Below are 16917 nucleotides of genomic sequence, written 5' to 3'. Positions count from 1 at the left end.
TTTTAGTGCATTAAAGAGAGCTATAATGTATTCGCATTCTGCCACATCTCTTGATGAGATTATTCGCGCTTATTGTGCAAGTTAGTGTCTCATTTTTATTTGAAATAACTATATATCTCAACATTAGAATCAGCAAATTGATTATCTGTTTTACTGTCTTTTTTGCCTTGATAATTAGATTCTACCAGGAGCTGCATAGAGCTTTTATAGGTAGGTTTGTCTGTCAATGCTTTTGCAGTGGCAGCAGCCAATACAATAAACAAGACACTTAGCAACCAAAAGCGCCTGCGGATTAAAACTGCAAACAGTTCTCCATATCCCGCTTCTGTTTCAGCAATTGAGTTGATATTGTTTTCAGTCACTTCTACGCCTCGGTCATAAACCTATTAAACAAAATATATTTATGGCTGATGATCCCCGCAAACTTCCTCAATCACACCCTCTACTTTTAAAAAAAAAACTTCTTCGGAAAAGTTATCGATCGCATGCTCTCGGATTTTTTCGTAATCCCATACAATCTTACTGGACTCAACTAATGCTGTGTGAATCGCTTCCGGTGTCTGTAGATTGAAAAAGACCCCCGTCTTACCTGGGATCTGAGTATCTAATACACCACCCTTACCATAAGAAATTACGGGCGTCCCACTCGCATTGGCTTCCACTGGAACTAAGCCATAATCTTCCAAAGCCGCCACAATAACACCACGAGCTTTAGACATCAACTGACAACGTTCTGTATCGCTGACATGACCTAGAAATTTGATATTTTTTAAAGCTCTGGACTCCAGACGCTCTCGATCGGGGCCATCACCCGTGATCAATAATGGCCATCCCAGCCAATTGAATGCTTCAATAATCACATCGATACGTTTGTAACCAAGAAGACGAGCTGAGGCTAAATAAAAATCATCTTTATCTTTACCAAAGATAAATTTATTGATGTCCATGGGATAGTTAATAACAAGTGATTGCTTGCCATAAAATTGCTGGATACGACTGGCAACTGTGCTGGAATTAGCAATGTAAAAGTCAGGCTCTTGAGCTGAATCTAGATCTGCTTTCCTCATTTTCTGAAAGATCGGTTCGAGCATACCAGAAAGATTTCGATAGGTAGCATAGTCTCGCAGATATGTGGTGGTATCCCACAAAAAACGGGTGACATTGTGGCAGAAACAAATATGTTTGGCTCCTGGTCTTTTTCGCACAGCTTTAGCAAAGCTCGTGGTACTGCTGATAATCAAATCGTAGTCTTGTAGATCCAAGGCTCGAAAGGCTGAAAAATAAAATGGAGCCATTAGCCTAAAATTCTTACTTGCCCCTGGCACTTTCTGAAGTACAGTTGTACGAACTTCACGTTCGCCTAGATCAATAGTTTGTTTAGGTTCGTACACAGACGTGAATATATCGGCATTGGGGTAGCGTGTACACAGCAATTCAAATACGCGCTCTGCCCCACCGGGTTGTGTTAAGTAATCATGGACTAGTGCAATTTTCATACTACTCTCTCTATGTTAGATCATCCGACATCGACGATGCCGTTGTAAAAATACTTCTTCTTTCACCCTTCCTAAATCGCGTTATCAATTCAACCAGATAACGGAAGCACCAAGGTAAATCGCACCGAGAAAGTTGGTTACACCTAGACAAACGTATCGTAATCCCCCGATACTGCTTCACTTGAAATTATCAGTTTTTTTATTCCCTTGAGGAGCCTTCTAGAAGTCACGATCGTCAGCACGAGGGTTACATCGCTTGCGCCCCAGCGAAATTACTGATATCTTGCCTTGTACCTAGAGCTAATTACTTACGTATTTATCAGTATGATACCCCCGATCGGCAATCACTGTGTCGTTGATCACGTTAGACAGAAGTTTTTCAGATCTATCTAACAATACTTCGGACAGTTTTTGATGGCCAGCGTAGAATAAGGGTTGCAAGGCTCTAAGGCCAGTTCGCTACCAACGGAAAATCTAGGGTTTCAGACTACGAACTAAAAACAGTCCGGACTACTGATCTAAGGTAGCCGACTTGTCGAGAGTGTTAAGTGAAAACTCAGGGATTACCGAACCCATCTATAATAACATGAATCTTGTTATTGCTGAATGCTGATATATCCAGGCTGACTTTTTACCCGATCGCTCCAAGTTTGAATTGCTGGAAATCTGGTTAAATCAAATCCACCTTCGTCGGCAACGTGAGTGTAAGCAAATAAACCGATGTCAGCAATGGTATAGCGATCGCCTACAAAAAAAGCATGGTTTGCTAAATGCTGTTCCATCACTCCCAAAGCAGCATAACCCGGTGCTTGTTTTTGTTGAAGTGCTTCCTTGTATTCCTCAGCTTTACCTGTCAAATACCAAAAGCGAGAAGTCGCAATAAAAGGTTCATGGCTGTATTGTTCAAAGAATAACCACTGCATGACTTGGGCGCGTTCAAATTTATCACTAGGGAAAAACTCTGTTCCTTCACTCAAATAAAACATAATTGCATTTGATTCAAATAGAAACTCACCCGCTTCTATTTCTAAAACAGGAATACGCCCGTTAGGATTTTTCATTAAAAACTCAGGAGTTCGAGTTTCTCCTTTGAGAATGTCTATCTCTATCCTCGTGAAGGGAATATTAAGCTGAGTTAAAAGCAAGCGAATTTTGTAGCAATTACCAGAAGTAGAATATTCGTAAAGTTTCAACATAAGTATTTTTTATACCTCTCTAAAATTAGCGCCGCGCGCTGGTTGCTGGCTATTTGGATAGGTGTTTGACTGGTTATGTAGAGCCCCTTACCTGCGTTTGTTACTGGGACGTAAATCGAAGAGTATCCAGTGCAAATCCTCTACCCATCCCGGCAAAACCTGGGAGATCACAACGGAATACACTTAAACGCGATCGCCTTTAAGCGTATTCATCCCGATGGTAGTGCGATCGTCTCGACTTTTGGGAGTTTACCGATCGATCGAGTGCTTCAGCAGACATACTCTAAATCTGAGAGAGGTTTCGCCGGAAAAACCCTCCCAAAGACAGTTTTAAATTATCCCACACAGAGGTTAACATCAGGCGGTTAAATTCATTCAAGCATCTAAGCATGACATCTTCTACTATTGACAATCTAACTGAACAGCAATGGCATCAGCAATCTGCTGCCGATGCTGCGAAATATCTGAGGACAGATTTAGAAGCAGGATTGTCAGAAGCAGAGGTGTCTGAACGTCAGAAAGTTTATGGTTTCAATGAAATCAAAGGGAAAGCAGGGAAAAGCCCCATCATCCGTTTCCTGATGGAATTCAACCAACCCTTGATTTATATTCTGCTGGTTGCTGGCATCGTCACCCTGCTGCTAAAGGACTGGGTGGATGCGGGGGTGATTCTGGGGGTGATGTTGATTAACGCCGTGATTGGCTTTATCCAAGAATCGAAAGCCGAAAATGCGATCGCCGCCCTAGCCAAATCTGTCACCACCGAAGCCACCATGATTCGAGATGGGCAAAAGGTGCGGCTCAACTCCCGCGAACTGGTTCCTGGCGATTTGGTGTTACTGACATCCGGTGACAAAGTGCCTGCTGACGTGCGGTTAGTTAATGTGCGCGACTTGCAGGTGAGTGAATCTGCATTGACAGGGGAATCCGTTCCCGTCCAAAAAGCAACCGAACCCCTAGCCGGTGAAACGGTTTTAGCCGATCGCAGCAACATGGCCTATGCCGGAAGCTTGGTGACATTTGGGCAGGCAAAAGGAATTGTGGTAGCCATCGCCAACCAGACCGAGACTGGGCGAATTTCGCAACTGATGGATCAAAGCACTGCGCTGGAAACACCACTTACTCGGAAGATTGAGCAATTTAGTAAGAGTCTGCTGTACGTCATTCTAGGGTTGTCAGCATTCATGTTTGCTGTGGTGATGGGCAAAGGAGGAACCTGGACAGACGGGTTTAAGACGGCAGTAGCCCTAGCCGTGAGTGCCATTCCCGAAGGACTCCCAGCCGTGGTGACAGTGACGCTAGCGCTGGGGGTGGAGCGGATGGCCAAGCAACACGCGATTATCCGCAAACTGCCCGCCGTCGAAACCCTCGGTAGTACGACGGTAATCTGTTCGGATAAAACAGGCACTCTCACCGAAAATCAGATGACCGTCCAAGCTATCTATGCTGGGGGGAGTTCCTACACAGTTAGTGGGGTGGGCTACCTAGAGTCAGGCTCGATTTTACAAAACGATCGCCCCGTAGAGGTAAGTCAATTCCCCATATTGCAGGAATGCTTGCAGTGTGGCTTATTGTGCAACGACTCTCACCTCCAAGAACAAGAGGGGCAGTTATCTGTAGCAGGCGATCCCACCGAAGGGGCACTGATTGTCTCGGCGCAAAAGGCAGGGTTGACACTGCAAGAACTAGAGCAGGAACAACCGCGACTAGATACAATTCCTTTTGAGTCGCAGTTTCAATATATGGCAACCTTGCATCAGTCAAGAGAACTAGCTGATGGCCACACGATTTATGTTAAAGGTTCGGCAGAGTCAATTCTCAAGCAATGCCATCACCAAATTGATGCAGATGGTCAAAACATCGACTTAAATCGAGAGGAAATCGAGCAAGTTGTCGATCGCATGGCATCCCAAGGTTTACGGGTACTGGCATTTGCTAAGAAAGAAATCTCTGCCCAAAAGCAGGGGATCGATCGCGAAGATATTGAGGACGATCTAGTCTTTCTCGGACTCCAAGGCATGATAGACCCACCCAGAGCCGAAGCGATCGCCGCCGTGCGTACCTGTCAGTCTGTGGGAATTCAAGTCAAGATGATTACGGGCGATCATGCCCTAACTGCCGCCGCGATCGCCCGTAAAATGGGACTCAGCAAAGAAGAAGATGCCCTAGTGTTCACTGGGAAGCAACTCGCAGAAATGGACGATCGAGAACTGGCGAATGCCGTTGAAGCTAGTAATGTGTTTGCGCGGGTTGCTCCTGAACAGAAACTGCGACTGGTGGAAGCTTTGCAGTCGAAGGGCGAAATTGTTGCCATGACTGGAGATGGGGTCAATGATGCCCCTGCACTGAAGCAGGCGGATATTGGCATAGCGATGGGGATTACAGGCACGGAAGTTGCCAAAGAAGCAGCGGATATGGTGTTGACCGATGATAACTTTGCCTCCATTGAAGCCGCGGTAGAACAAGGACGCACCGTTTATGGCAACCTGCTGAAAACCATTGGGTTTATCCTACCCGTCAACGGTGGAGAAGCGCTGACCATAGTGGTGGGAATCTTGGCTGGTACCACCTTGCCAATTTTGCCCGTGCAGATTCTCTGGGTGAATATGGTGAGTTCCGTCGCCCTTAGTGCCACTCTAGCGTTTGAGCCAAAATCTGCTGACACCATGCAGCGATCGCCCCGCCGTCCCAATGAACCCCTATTAACGAAAAAATTGCTGTGGCGCATCCTAATTATTTCCATCTTCAATCTCATTGCTGTACTTGGCATTTTTGAATGGGCTTCACAAGCCACAGGTAATATCAATTTGGCTCGGACAATGGCAGTCCATACGCTGGTTTCCGCAGAAACCTTTTACTTATTGAGTATTAGCCAATGTATTCCATCTCTGTTTGCGTATTTAAAAGATCGCACTCAAGAAATTGCTTTTATTCCTGCGATCGGTGTGGCTTGTGTGTTTATATTTCAAGTTTTCTTTAGCCAGTTGACTTTCATAAACCCGCTATTTGCTACCCAACCGCTTAGTTTTATCCAAGCTCTCATTTGTATCGGTGCAGGGCTTCCAGTCATTGTGCCTGCTCTGTTTTTAAAGCGGTTTGCTCCTCTTGCTTAAAGTGATAGCAATCGTCACTCTAATTGGAGCGGCTGGCATTAATGCGTTTGAGTGCGAATTTTCTAATGGTAGTGCTGGCATTAATGACTATGGCACTGCCCTGTGGTGGACGGGAATGTTGATGACTACGATCGCCTCTGATTACTTTCCGAAAACAGCCCAAGGGCAGGTGCTTTGTTTTTTCCTCGCGTTGTGTGCGATCGCGATATGTGGTTATTTGACAGCAACGCTGGCCACATTTTTTGTGAGTCAGGATGCTGAGAGCGATCGAGGAGAAATAGTGGCTACACAATCAATTCAAGCTGTGGAAACAGAAATTACTGCACTGCCAAGGTTCAAGCCTGCTTGACGAAAAGGTTTAGACCTGTGAATTGCTGACCTTGGATTTGAGCATGAAGTCGATCGCTCTCGATGCGATACTACAGAAACGATGATGTCTGTCCAATTATAGATAACCTTTTAATCTAAACTCTTCCAACAGAGAGATGATATTTAAAATTTTGAATTTTACTATAAAACTACCATTTATAAACTCAAATAAAAACCCTTAAAAGGATGGCCAAACAAGCTGAATAAATTCATGATAGGGAATCAAATAAAACTTGAGCTAGGATAAATGCCAGATTTAACTGTTCAATAATAATGTTGACAGCTTTTCTATATCCCAATGGCTAATTTTCTAGGATTTTGAGCCACTGTGGATAATTAAATCAATGTCATCTCCAGTCCTGACTTGCATTTAATTCGAGTTTTTTATGATCCTTGACCTCTAAAGCTTGTAGTATCATTCCCAAAAAGGCCCGCAGTATTGAATGTTAACCTGGTTCTATTTATTACCTTGACACGAGAAACTCATGGAAAGCACATTGTTCGATCGCACATTCCGGGACAGCGAAGGCAAAATTGTTATAGCTCAGATGCCCAATCTACCACTGAGTGTCGGGATTGTAGCTACTTTATTAACGCTCATTGTTACAACAGGTCAAATTAATTTAGGGTTGCAGCTAGTAGCCTTTGGCTCTTTGTTTACTTGGGCTTGGGAAGAATTATTTCAAGGCGTTAATTACTTTCGTAGAGCATTAGGTCTGATTGTGCTGGTCGGTCTGATTGCATCTAAAATTTTATAAGAAAGTAGACATCAATCAAATCAATAAGGTAGATATAGCAATCCTCGCATTATTTGTGAATTTCTTACTTTCTCCCCGCGAGTTCAGGAATAATTGGGGTGGGGTAAAAAAAATACGACTCCTGCAAGGATTGCTATACCACTTCTGACTAACATGAGGTATCGTTCGTAAGTTGTAGGTGTAGGTAATTGTTAATCAATAACGGCTAACCTATCACTTGCATACCCCACTTTTTTTGATAAGCGCCATATATATTTTTATTCTGTAGGTTGGGTTTCGTTCCTCGACTTAATTTACTACTGAATAATTTGGCAGAATTATTGGAAGCCTCCAAAATATCACTAAAGGAAACTCGTAATTCGTAATTAGTAATTCATTTCGTAATTCGTAAGCGGTGGTGCAAGCAGCCTGATGGGAATGCAGGCGTTGAGAAGAGAAAAATTTGGACAAACCTATGCAGAAAGGGTGATTTTAATTGTGCGGTCGCTTGCTATACCTTAAGCACCTTAAGCGTGTAACTATCTACCTTTGAGTAGGCCACTTCGGTCACGGAAACGTCGATGATCGTAAGGGAACGAGTTGTCGAGCAAGGGTTGATTAAACCGATCGACACGATGCTGTATGCAGGGAAAATGGCGCTAATCGCACCATTCCCATAAGACAGCTATTAGAAAAGGATAGACACATGAAAGTTCAGCTCAACACTGATGCCAACATCGAAGGCAACGAGGCGCTGTCTCAACAGGTCGAAGCCATAATTAACAACACCTTAGATCGCTTCAGTCAGCATATTACACGGGTGGAAGTCCACCTTAGCGATGAGAACAGCAGCGAGAAGTTTGGCGCTAATGATAAACGCTGTTTGATCGAAGTCCGTCTCGCTAACCATCAGCCAATCGCAGTCAGCGATCAAGGCCAGATATTGCAGCAGTCCATCAGCGGTGCTGCCGAGAAAATGAAAAAGTTGCTAGACACTACTATCGGAAAGTTGCGCGATCGCTAAGCGACGAACCTTGACCACATCGCTGGGGCAAACTCTGACCGTCAGGGAGGTTTCTCTCCGAAATTTCTCAGGACAAATCAGAAAACAGCAAATGTCCCAGAAATGACCTTCAAGCCTGTCCTACCGCTGATAAAAGCTTGAAAGAAAAATTTAACAGAGGTACACCATGAATTTATTAGGCCTTGATGAATTAACAACTTTAGCCACAGAATCAAACTCAACCTGTATTTCCATATACACGCCAATGGAGCGTTTAGGAGCCGAAACCCAACAAAATCCAATTCGGTTCAAGAATCGGGTGCGGCAAGCCGAAGAACAATTGCTGGCGATGGGAATGAGTGAACAGGATGCCAAAGAGTTGCTGCAACCGGTTCACGAGCTAGATACCTATGAATTCTGGCAGCATCAAAGCGATGGACTAGCAATTCTGCTATCTCCCAATCACTTCCGCTACTACTGCTTGCCGATCGCCTTCCCAGAATTAACGGTAGTCACCGAGCGCTTCCACCTCAAACCATTGCTGCAACTGTTGTCTGGAGATGGGCAGTTTTATATTCTGGCACTAAGCCAAAATCAAGTTCGATTGTTTCAGGGAACTCGTTATCACGTCAACGAGGTTGAGTTGACTGATGTACCCACCAGCATTGCAGAAGCATTGCAGTATGACGATCCAGAACAAAGCCTGCAGTTTCATACGGCCAGCTCACAAGGCAGCAGTGGTGGCGATGGTTCTGCCATATTTCATGGACAGGGAGGCGGTAACGATGACCAAAAAGATCGACTGCTGCGTTACTTCCGCCAAGTTAGCAAGGGGCTAGAATCCTTCTTAAAAAACGACCAAGCGCCGCTAATTTTGGCAGGGGTTGATTATCTCTTGCCAATTTATCAGCAGGCAAACACCTACGCTCACCTAGTGCCCGACGGCATCACAGGCAATCCAGAAATGTTGAAACCGGAGGAACTGCATACTCAGGCGTGGCAGATTGTACAGCCTTATTTTGAGCAAGCAAAAGAAGCAACGATCGCCCGCTACGAGGAACTACAAGCCACCGAAAAAACTAAAATTGCTAGCACGATCGAACAGGTTGTGCCTGCTGCCTATTTCCAGCGCGTTGAATCGTTGTTTGTTCCCGTTGGCGAGCAAGTTTGGGGCGTGTTTGATCCGGAGGCGAATTCGGTTCAGATTCACGCTCAACATCAGGCAGGAGACGAAGATTTGCTGGATTTAGCAGCACTGCATACCCTGACCAATGGTGGTAATGTTTACGCCGTAGAGCCGGGAAATGTTCCTCAAGACAAGGCGATCGCAGCCGTTTTTCGCTACTGATGTCATACCGCCTTGTTGTGGCAAACACTGTCTTTAATGCTGGCTGAGAGAAAAACTCTCCCCTACAGGCTCTACAATTCGTCTCTTTAGGTAGAGGACATGGGTGTGTCTTTTATTTAATACTGCGGATGAGGAACGGTGGAGAGGTTGACAGGCTGTAATGGACAATCCAAAAATTAACACCAATCGGATGTGGGAACACCTGAACAATGCTCGACTCATTCGCTACCTGCTACTCTTTGCGCTGGGCTGGGCGATCGTGCAGGTGTTGGCATATTTTGAAACGGTTCTGATTGTTTTTATTTTTGCAGCTATTCTCGCCTTTCTGCTGAACTACCCAGTCAAATTTGTATCTCGTTTCATCCCTCGTTGGGTAGCGGTAGTGCTGGTGTTTTTACTTGCCTTGTTGATTATAGGTGGGTTAATGGCAACGCTAGGATTAGCAATAATTTCCCAAGCACAGCAGTTATTGGCACAGGCTCCTCAATTTTTAGAGTCGGCGATCGCACTGTTGGAAACAATCCAATCGTTTCTGCAAAAGCGCAATATTACGGTCGATTTCAGCACCTTTGAGACACAACTACGCGAACAAGCCCTCGGCATCATTGGCATGGGTTTTTCCACACTGCAAAATGTGTTATTCAACTTGCTAGATGTGATTGTGATTGCGGTGGTTGGCTTCTTTATGCTGCTAGATGGTAGACGACTATGGAATCTGATAGTCAGGCTCTTTCCAACCGGCTTACGTCATGATTTGACCAGGGCAATTCAAAAGAATTTTCTGGGTTTCTTTTGGGGTCGGTTGCTGTTATCAATCTTCTTCGGCATCTCTACCTTTCTGGTGTTTATTTTGCTGGATATTCCCTATGCACTGGTCATGGCGGCAGTCGCAGGCGCATTTGACCTGATTCCCGGTATTGGCGCAACGATTGGGATTAGCCTCATCTGCCTGGTTATTCTGCCTCAAGGAATTATGCTGAGTTTGAAAGTTTTAGTGGGTTGCATTGTCTTACAGCAGGTTGAAGAAAACTTACTCATGCCCCGTATTATGCAAGGCTCCATTAATATAAATCCAGTCATTATGTTCTTTGCGCTATTAGTGGGGGCGCGAGTCGCTGGATTGGTCGGAGTTTTTCTGTCGATCCCGATCGCGGGCGTGGTGATCGGTCTCCTGGATATTGATGAAATGCGTGGGGAAAATACAGAACAACCTTCTGGTTGATGTTGAAGCTAGTTGGCTTGAGGTTTCGGTTAAGATATTTTGTTTTAAATCTCTGGGAGAGCAATTATGAAAGGTTTAAAGGGAAAAAACGCACTCATTACTGGAGCGAGTTCAGGCATTGGGCAGGCGATCGCCATTCGTCTCGCTCAAGAAGGTTGCAACATTGCCGTTAACTATCGCAAAAGCCTAGAAGAGGCAGAAGATACTGAAGAAATGGCGATGCAAAAAGCCTGTGGCGAGGCAGCAGAATGCGGGGTTGAAACGCTGCTGATTCAAGGTGATGTTTCTAAAGAAGATGACATCGTGCAAATGGTGAATCAGGTTGTCGAGCAGTTCGGTCATATCGATATCCTGATTAATAATGCTGGGATTCAAACAGAAAGCGCCTCACATGAAGTTCCAACGGATGAATTCGATCGCGTGATTGCAGTCAATTTACGGGGCGCATATTTGTGTGCGCGGGAAACCATTAAGCACCTATTGAGTGAGCAACGCCCTGGCGTGATTATCAATATTTCGAGTGTGCATGAAATCATCCCCCGCCCGACGTATATCAGCTATTCCATCAGCAAAGGCGGCATGGGAAATCTGACTAAAACCCTAGCGTTGGAATACGCAAACCGAGGCATCCGCGTCAATGCTATTGCGCCCGGTGCAACAATTACACCGATTAATGAAAGCTGGACGGACGATCCAGAACAAAAGGCAGTAGTGGAAAGCCATATCCCAATGGGACGGGCAGGCACATCGGAGGAAATGGCAGCATCTGTTGCCTTTCTCGTATCAGATGAAGCGGCTTACATTACGGGACAAACGCTCTATATTGATGGTGGATTGACCCTCTATGCTGACTTTCGCGAATCTTGGTCTGCCTAAATTAACTTGGAAAAACTATTTGGAGGAAATAGGCGATCGCTGTCATTTTACCTAAAAACGGATTTGTTTGGGCGATCGCTTTCTTTACTCACCGGATACTAGACTAAACCGCACTAAGGTGTCATGCAGATATGATTGAACGTGGCAGCCCGGAAGGCATTGCGGAGGAGTTAGACCGCCAAGATGTCAAGTAGTGGTATCTTGCTGCTGTGAAGGCGATCGAGCAGGCCTAACCTCTCACTTTAGAATAATTAAAGCAGGTATTCCCACTTCATAAACTTGGAATACGTTGTAGCTGGTTTGGATTTGCCGTTGTTATCAAATGTGCAACACGACCCAATTAATACAATGTTGTCAAGTCCCGTTCGTTGGCATGATTAATATCAAATCCGGTAGCATCGTCGGGCGTAAAATCGAGTCAACAGTCAACAATCACGAACCGTGCAACCGTAATTTATATAATTCATCTGCGTTAATCTGTGTTTATCTGCCTGTATCTGCGGTTAAAAAAAGAGAATGTATTAACCGCCGATGACAAGGGATTGACGCTGATTCACGCAGAGGTCGAGAATAGAGATATAAATAATTCGGATGCTAACAGATTTATTGGATATAAGCCCCTTAGAACAAGTCTATTTACCTTGACATTGGAGAGTTAAAAGTATGAGCGATAAACATAGCCAAAATGATCCATCATTGAATCCATTTCCGCTCAAAAATCTTGACGATTTGATTCGTCCTTTTATTGTTCCACCAAAGCAGCCAATTATGGTGCCATCAGAGCCCCGAATTTCTCTGATCAAAGACTATGACCCAGCTTACAAAGCCAATCATCTAAAGAAATCGAAAGCTAAAAGTCAATTAAAGGAAGGTATTAAAGCTTTAGCAGAATATCAAGATATTCTGTATGCCCAAAAAACCCATGCTGTACTAATCATTTTTCAAGCAATGGATGCGGCGGGTAAAGACAGTACGATCAAACACGTAATGTCAGGAATCAATCCCCAAGGATGTCAAGTGCATAGCTTTAAAGCGCCATCGACAGAAGAGTTAAATCATGACTATTTATGGCGTTGTTCCAAAGCCCTACCAGAACGAGGACGGATTGGAATTTTCAATCGCTCTTATTATGAAGAAATCTTGGTAACACGAGTTCATCCAGAAATCCTAGAGCAGCGACCAATTCCACCTAGTTTAATCGACAAGGATATTTGGGAGCGACGCTTTGAAGAAATCAACAACTTCGAGAAGCGATTAGTCAATAACGGGACGATCATCCTCAAGTTTTTTCTCAATGTGTCTAAGGAAGAGCAGCGAAAACGTTTTTTAGAACGGATCAACCGTCCTGAAAAAAACTGGAAATTTTCTGTTAATGATGCTAAAGATCGTACTTTTTGGGATGAGTACATCGCTGTCTATGAAGATATGTTTAATCACACCAGTACGGACTACGCTCCTTGGTACATTATCCCAGCCGATCGCAAATGGTTCACTCGTCTTGTAGTAGCTGGCATCATTTACACTCAGTTGAAGGAACTGAACCTTAATTATCCCAGTGTCAGCGAAGAAAAGCGTCAAGAACTTTTGCAAGCAAAGCTAATTCTTGAGAGCGAGTAATTAAGGTAACGATGAAATCGGGTTAGCCATAATATCTCACTTGAGAACGATTAAAGCAGGTAAATTTAGACGAAAAGAAGGATAAAAACAGCTCTTTTATCAATCCATAACTTCTTCTGACTCACTTTACAATTCAAGGCTCGGCTTTTGTAACTGAGCCAAAATCCGCTTTGAGGAGATTTAGCCTTAACAGTCTTTTATTTTTACCTGTTACTTTAGTGTTAGGAATTGACCACGAAATCTCTACTTTCGTGGCTGGTGGATTGGATGACGGTGCAGAAATTACCTACAGCCAAAAGCCCAATTATAGTAACATTAAGCAGGTTTTTTAGGCGGTTAGCGAGGGCGAGCTCAAGATTTAGTCTAGTGTGCTGGCGAGCGCCCAAGAAGAGGCACTTTGGTGCTCGTTTGCGTGCGTTGATTTGGGTAGGCAATCGCATGATCCACAAGTTGCAGAATAAATTACCAAGGAGTCTCAATGCACATTAGTTCGCAAAACCATCGCCACTTATGAGGAACTAAAAGATATGAGCGCAAAGTTGAGTTGAGAAGAATTATCGCAAGGCGATCGTAAAGTTGTATTTCGAGCGCGGCCTTGAGAAAATTTTCTCACACAACCTTTCTTTACAACGGCCCAGTTTACGGTTTTGACAGGTAAAATAGTATAATTATAAGATACCTTAGAAGGATGCGATCGCATCCTAAATGAGGAGTTTTCGGATACACCCAAAAAATCCCTCTAGATGATCAGCTCAATTGACGAAGCCGTAAAAACAGAAACTATCCGCCTTAAAAAGGGGGAAGAATTAATTTTCCTTTTTAACGGGGACTCTGGGGGATCTAAATTCCGAAACCTGGAAAAAAAATCATGACTTCTATGCAATCAGAAAGGCCGTCAGAAATGCAGCTTAAAGTTGTCTTACCCACCAAAATCCTAATCAAAACAACTGCGCTCAAAGTAATTGCGGAAGCAGAAAATGTAAGATAGTGGCATTTTACATTGGCTGGGTTGTTGCCTTTTGGGTATTTGTGCAAGGGCTAACAATGCACCCAATGCTACAAGCATTGCGCGAGATTCCGACTTTGAACCAACCCGACACTTGAATGATTAAACTTTGCTATGACAAAAACAATTAATCCGCTTTATCTAGCCTCCGAACTGGCTTTAAATAATGGCGATGGCTTAGGGCAAATAAGCTCTATTTTGGTAGCAGGAGTGGTGACTGCATTAGCGGGAATTGCGCTCTTTTCAATCTTAAACTTACCGTTAAGTTGGTTCGCTCCACAATTATTAAACCAAACTTATATTCGTGTAGTGGTTGGCTCAAAAAACCTAGTTTTGGTGTTACTAACTCTCTCAGCAATGGAAGTAATGTTACTTCTAGTCCCTCAAAGTAAATCGCTTAGTTTAATCGAGTTTTGCCTGAGTAGTGGCATCACTATACTTAGCGGCTGGATGCTGTCAAGACTATTTAGAGAATTTTTTAACACCACCATTTTAGGAGTAACTTTTGAGTCAAACCCCAAAGTTAAAGGCGAGTCAATCTTCTTAATTCGGTATTTTGGAGACTTTGCGATCGCTGTAACGTTAATTTTAGTTTTTTGTATTAGCCATAACATTAACGTTGTCGGCATACTTGCCAGTTTGGGGATTGGAGGTATTGCCATTGCCTTTGCCGCTCAAAAGACTCTAGAGCAATTTTTGGGGGGGATTGTCTTAACCCTCGATCGTCCGTTTACTGTTGGTGACTATATCGGCTTATCCGATGGGCCTACGGGTAAGCAAGGTACTTTTGGTAGAGTAGAAAGTATCGGCTTAAGATCAACCAAAATTCGCACTTCTGGTAAAGGCACGCTCACAATTATTCCGAATAATGCGCTTACCCAAGCTACCATTGAAAATTTTTCAGGTGCAAAGAAAGTCATGTCTGTAATGATACTTGAGTTTCTTAAATCAATATCTGCCGATGAGCAAGCATTGATCCGCCAAATTGTGATGGACTGTACTATGGATATTTTTGGTTTAGATTGGCGTAGTACAGAGGTTTCTTTTAGTGAAAATCAGGCTCAAGTTTCCTTTTTTATTCTGGGTTCTAATGAGTTATCGATGGAACTAAGACGACAATTACTGGATTTGGCTACCCAAAAAATTACCAAGCAACTTCAAAAACATGATATTTCTTTTATCCTTAACCAACCAACGATTTATGTGGATTCCCCAATTTCTATCTAAACAAGTAATTAGGCGAGCAATTAAACTGACTAGCTTATTTTTAGTGGGTTGTTTGTTGGTGTTTACTCCCATGAGTTTTGCTCAAAATCCTGCTCAAAATTTTAGTCAGGGTTTGGTTAATGGCAGTGCTCCGGTGGTTGTTGATGGGATTCCCCTTTTTAATTTGCAACCTTTGGAGCGATTTACAGCAAAGGAGCGCACCCAATTTGCTAATAATATTCTCAAGGAGGCGATCGCTACTGATCAACCCATAACTTTTGATGTGCAGAATGATGATAGTACCAGCGCTACTTCTATTTCCTTAAATAATAACTACCTTCTCACCGTTACAGCAAATGATGTTCTGCCAGGGTTTTCTCGAACTCAACAAGCTAATCAATGGCGGGCTATTCTAGAAACAGCGATCGCCAAAGCTAAAAAAGAACGCACTCCCAAATATCTTTGGCAGAGAAGTCTATGGATTTTGAGCGTAATCGCAGCCCTGATCGTAGTGCGGCTTTTTTTGGGACTAGCAACCAGAATATTTAAGTTTCAAACTGGAATTTTCAGCAAGATTTTTTTTAGTTTTAGCTGGGGTGCGATCGCCATAGTCACTTCCGAATGGTTTCCCCTCTTACGCAGTATACGCTATCAGTTTCTTTCCCCATTTTCTCAACCCGATTGGCTGATATTTTTTGGAGCAGTAGGAGGTTCTTTTGTATTGAGCCACTACGCTACAGATTTAGTAAAATTAGCGCTTAAAAAACTAGCTCCCCCTGCCCTAGAAACTATCTATATAGAAATTGTTCAACCGAGCGATCGCCTTTTGGAATTTGCAGTTTTCAGTATTTGTATCAGTTGGTCTGTGAGCTTATTAGAACCATTAGTACCAGTCGTTTATAATCTCCTAAAGCCGATTATCAATCTATTTTTAATTGGAAGCTTATATTGGTTATCAGTAAAACTAAGTAGCCGCTACCTGCGTACCTACGGATTCAAGTTGGGCGGCAGATTTAGCCCTAGTCGTGATGATGCCATTCTAGTGTTTGAGACCATTATTCATATCTTGATCTTTATTGGAGCTTTAGTTGCCTTTGCCAGCAGCCTCAACTTTGACTTGATTGGATTGGTGGCAAGTTTGGGGTTGGTGGGTTTAGCCGTCGCCTTTGCTGCTCAAAAAATTCTCGAACAACTGATTGCGACTTTAGTTCTATATCTTGATCGTCCTTTTGTTGCTGGTGACTACATCCGCTTACCAGGTGGAGAATTAGGGAAAGTAGAAAGTATTGGTTTGCGCTCAACCAAAATCCGCTCCCTTGGTACTGGCACAATTATTGTGATGCCCAATTCCATCCTTGTAAGTGTAGAAATTGAAAACGTTACTCTTGCCAAAAAAATCATGGTATTATTTTATATGGACTTTGCTAGTGTTTTAGGGGAACGAGAATATGCCCTAGTGCAACAAGTGATCATGGAAAAAACCGCTTACCTATCAGGGATTGATACTAACAGCACAAATATCTCTCAGGCTGATGGAACAGGAAAAAGATTAAGGGTTAGTTTTGCAATTTTAGGTTCTCAAGATAATGCGATTGAAGTGCGTAAACGTCTACTAGAGTTGGCAAGGGCTAAAATTGCAAAATCACTCTCGATTCATGGGATTGTCTTTACGATGGAAGACCCTACAGTTTATGTGCAGTCCCCGATTACAATCTGATTATTGTTTTG

15 protein-coding genes are annotated in these 16917 nt (G+C 43.5%); 12 read left to right on the top strand and 3 right to left on the bottom strand.

The features are described 5' to 3' along the window. Positions 1-95: 95 nt before the first annotated feature. The 3 genes from NDI35_RS13820 to NDI35_RS13810 all read right to left on the bottom strand — a co-directional run bounded on the left by NDI35_RS13820 (position 96) and on the right by NDI35_RS13810 (position 2692). A complete protein-coding gene (locus tag NDI35_RS13820) occupies positions 96-362 on the bottom strand; it encodes a Wzz/FepE/Etk N-terminal domain-containing protein (protein WP_445313232.1) in 267 nt (88 codons plus the stop codon). Between the two features lie 39 nt (positions 363-401). Beyond that, positions 402-1496, bottom strand: a complete 1095-nt coding sequence (locus tag NDI35_RS13815) for a glycosyltransferase (protein ID WP_445313231.1) — start codon at positions 1494-1496, stop codon at positions 402-404. Positions 1497-2092: 596 nt separating this feature from the next. Next, positions 2093-2692 (bottom strand): glutathione S-transferase family protein, encoded by a 600-nt coding sequence (locus NDI35_RS13810; protein ID WP_445313230.1) that lies wholly within the window; start codon positions 2690-2692, stop codon positions 2093-2095. 129 nt (positions 2693-2821) lie between these two features. Here NDI35_RS13810 and NDI35_RS13805 point away from each other — a divergent pair, with 129 nt between their 5' ends. The 12 genes from NDI35_RS13805 (at position 2822) to NDI35_RS13750 (ending at position 16906) form a co-directional block, all read left to right on the top strand. Continuing rightward, positions 2822-3061 (top strand): hypothetical protein, encoded by a 240-nt coding sequence (locus NDI35_RS13805; RefSeq protein ID WP_445313229.1) that lies wholly within the window; start codon positions 2822-2824, stop codon positions 3059-3061. Between the two features lie 20 nt (positions 3062-3081). Then, on the top strand, positions 3082-5805 hold the full coding sequence (locus NDI35_RS13800) for a cation-translocating P-type ATPase (RefSeq protein WP_445313228.1): 2724 nt from the start codon (positions 3082-3084) through the stop codon (positions 5803-5805). A 1-nt stretch (position 5806) separates the two neighbouring features. Next, positions 5807-6154 (top strand): ion channel, encoded by a 348-nt coding sequence (locus NDI35_RS13795; protein ID WP_445313227.1) that lies wholly within the window; start codon positions 5807-5809, stop codon positions 6152-6154. A gap of 505 nt (positions 6155-6659) precedes the next feature. After that, positions 6660-6932: a hypothetical protein gene (locus NDI35_RS13790; protein WP_445313226.1), complete on the top strand. Its 273-nt coding sequence runs from the start codon at positions 6660-6662 to the stop codon at positions 6930-6932. A gap of 685 nt (positions 6933-7617) precedes the next feature. Next, positions 7618-7935, top strand: a complete 318-nt coding sequence (locus tag NDI35_RS13785; protein WP_445313225.1) for an HPF/RaiA family ribosome-associated protein — start codon at positions 7618-7620, stop codon at positions 7933-7935. 166 nt (positions 7936-8101) lie between these two features. Further along, positions 8102-9262: a baeRF7 domain-containing protein gene (locus tag NDI35_RS13780; RefSeq protein ID WP_445313224.1), complete on the top strand. Its 1161-nt coding sequence runs from the start codon at positions 8102-8104 to the stop codon at positions 9260-9262. Between the two features lie 160 nt (positions 9263-9422). Then, positions 9423-10484 (top strand): AI-2E family transporter, encoded by a 1062-nt coding sequence (locus NDI35_RS13775; protein ID WP_445313223.1) that lies wholly within the window; start codon positions 9423-9425, stop codon positions 10482-10484. A 66-nt stretch (positions 10485-10550) separates the two neighbouring features. Then, positions 10551-11360 (top strand): glucose 1-dehydrogenase, encoded by an 810-nt coding sequence (locus NDI35_RS13770; RefSeq protein WP_445313222.1) that lies wholly within the window; start codon positions 10551-10553, stop codon positions 11358-11360. Between the two features lie 663 nt (positions 11361-12023). Further along, on the top strand, positions 12024-12977 hold the full coding sequence (locus tag NDI35_RS13765; RefSeq protein ID WP_445313221.1) for a polyphosphate kinase 2 family protein: 954 nt from the start codon (positions 12024-12026) through the stop codon (positions 12975-12977). Positions 12978-13147: 170 nt separating this feature from the next. Next, positions 13148-13309: a hypothetical protein gene (locus tag NDI35_RS13760; protein WP_445313220.1), complete on the top strand. Its 162-nt coding sequence runs from the start codon at positions 13148-13150 to the stop codon at positions 13307-13309. A gap of 788 nt (positions 13310-14097) precedes the next feature. Next, complete coding sequence (locus NDI35_RS13755; protein ID WP_445313219.1) at positions 14098-15210, top strand: mechanosensitive ion channel family protein; 1113 nt, start codon at positions 14098-14100, stop codon at positions 15208-15210. Further along, entirely contained in the window at positions 15185-16906 is a 1722-nt protein-coding gene (locus tag NDI35_RS13750; protein ID WP_445313218.1) for a mechanosensitive ion channel family protein, read from the top strand. The genes NDI35_RS13755 and NDI35_RS13750 overlap by 26 nt, the downstream gene beginning before the upstream one ends. Positions 16907-16917: the final 11 nt, after the last annotated feature.

Origin of the sequence: Microcoleus vaginatus FACHB-2002, from assembly GCF_040004035.1 — a bacterium.
Lineage (GTDB): Bacteria > Cyanobacteriota > Cyanobacteriia > Cyanobacteriales > Microcoleaceae > Microcoleus > Microcoleus vaginatus_C.
This window is presented reverse-complemented; position numbering and strand designations above follow the sequence as displayed.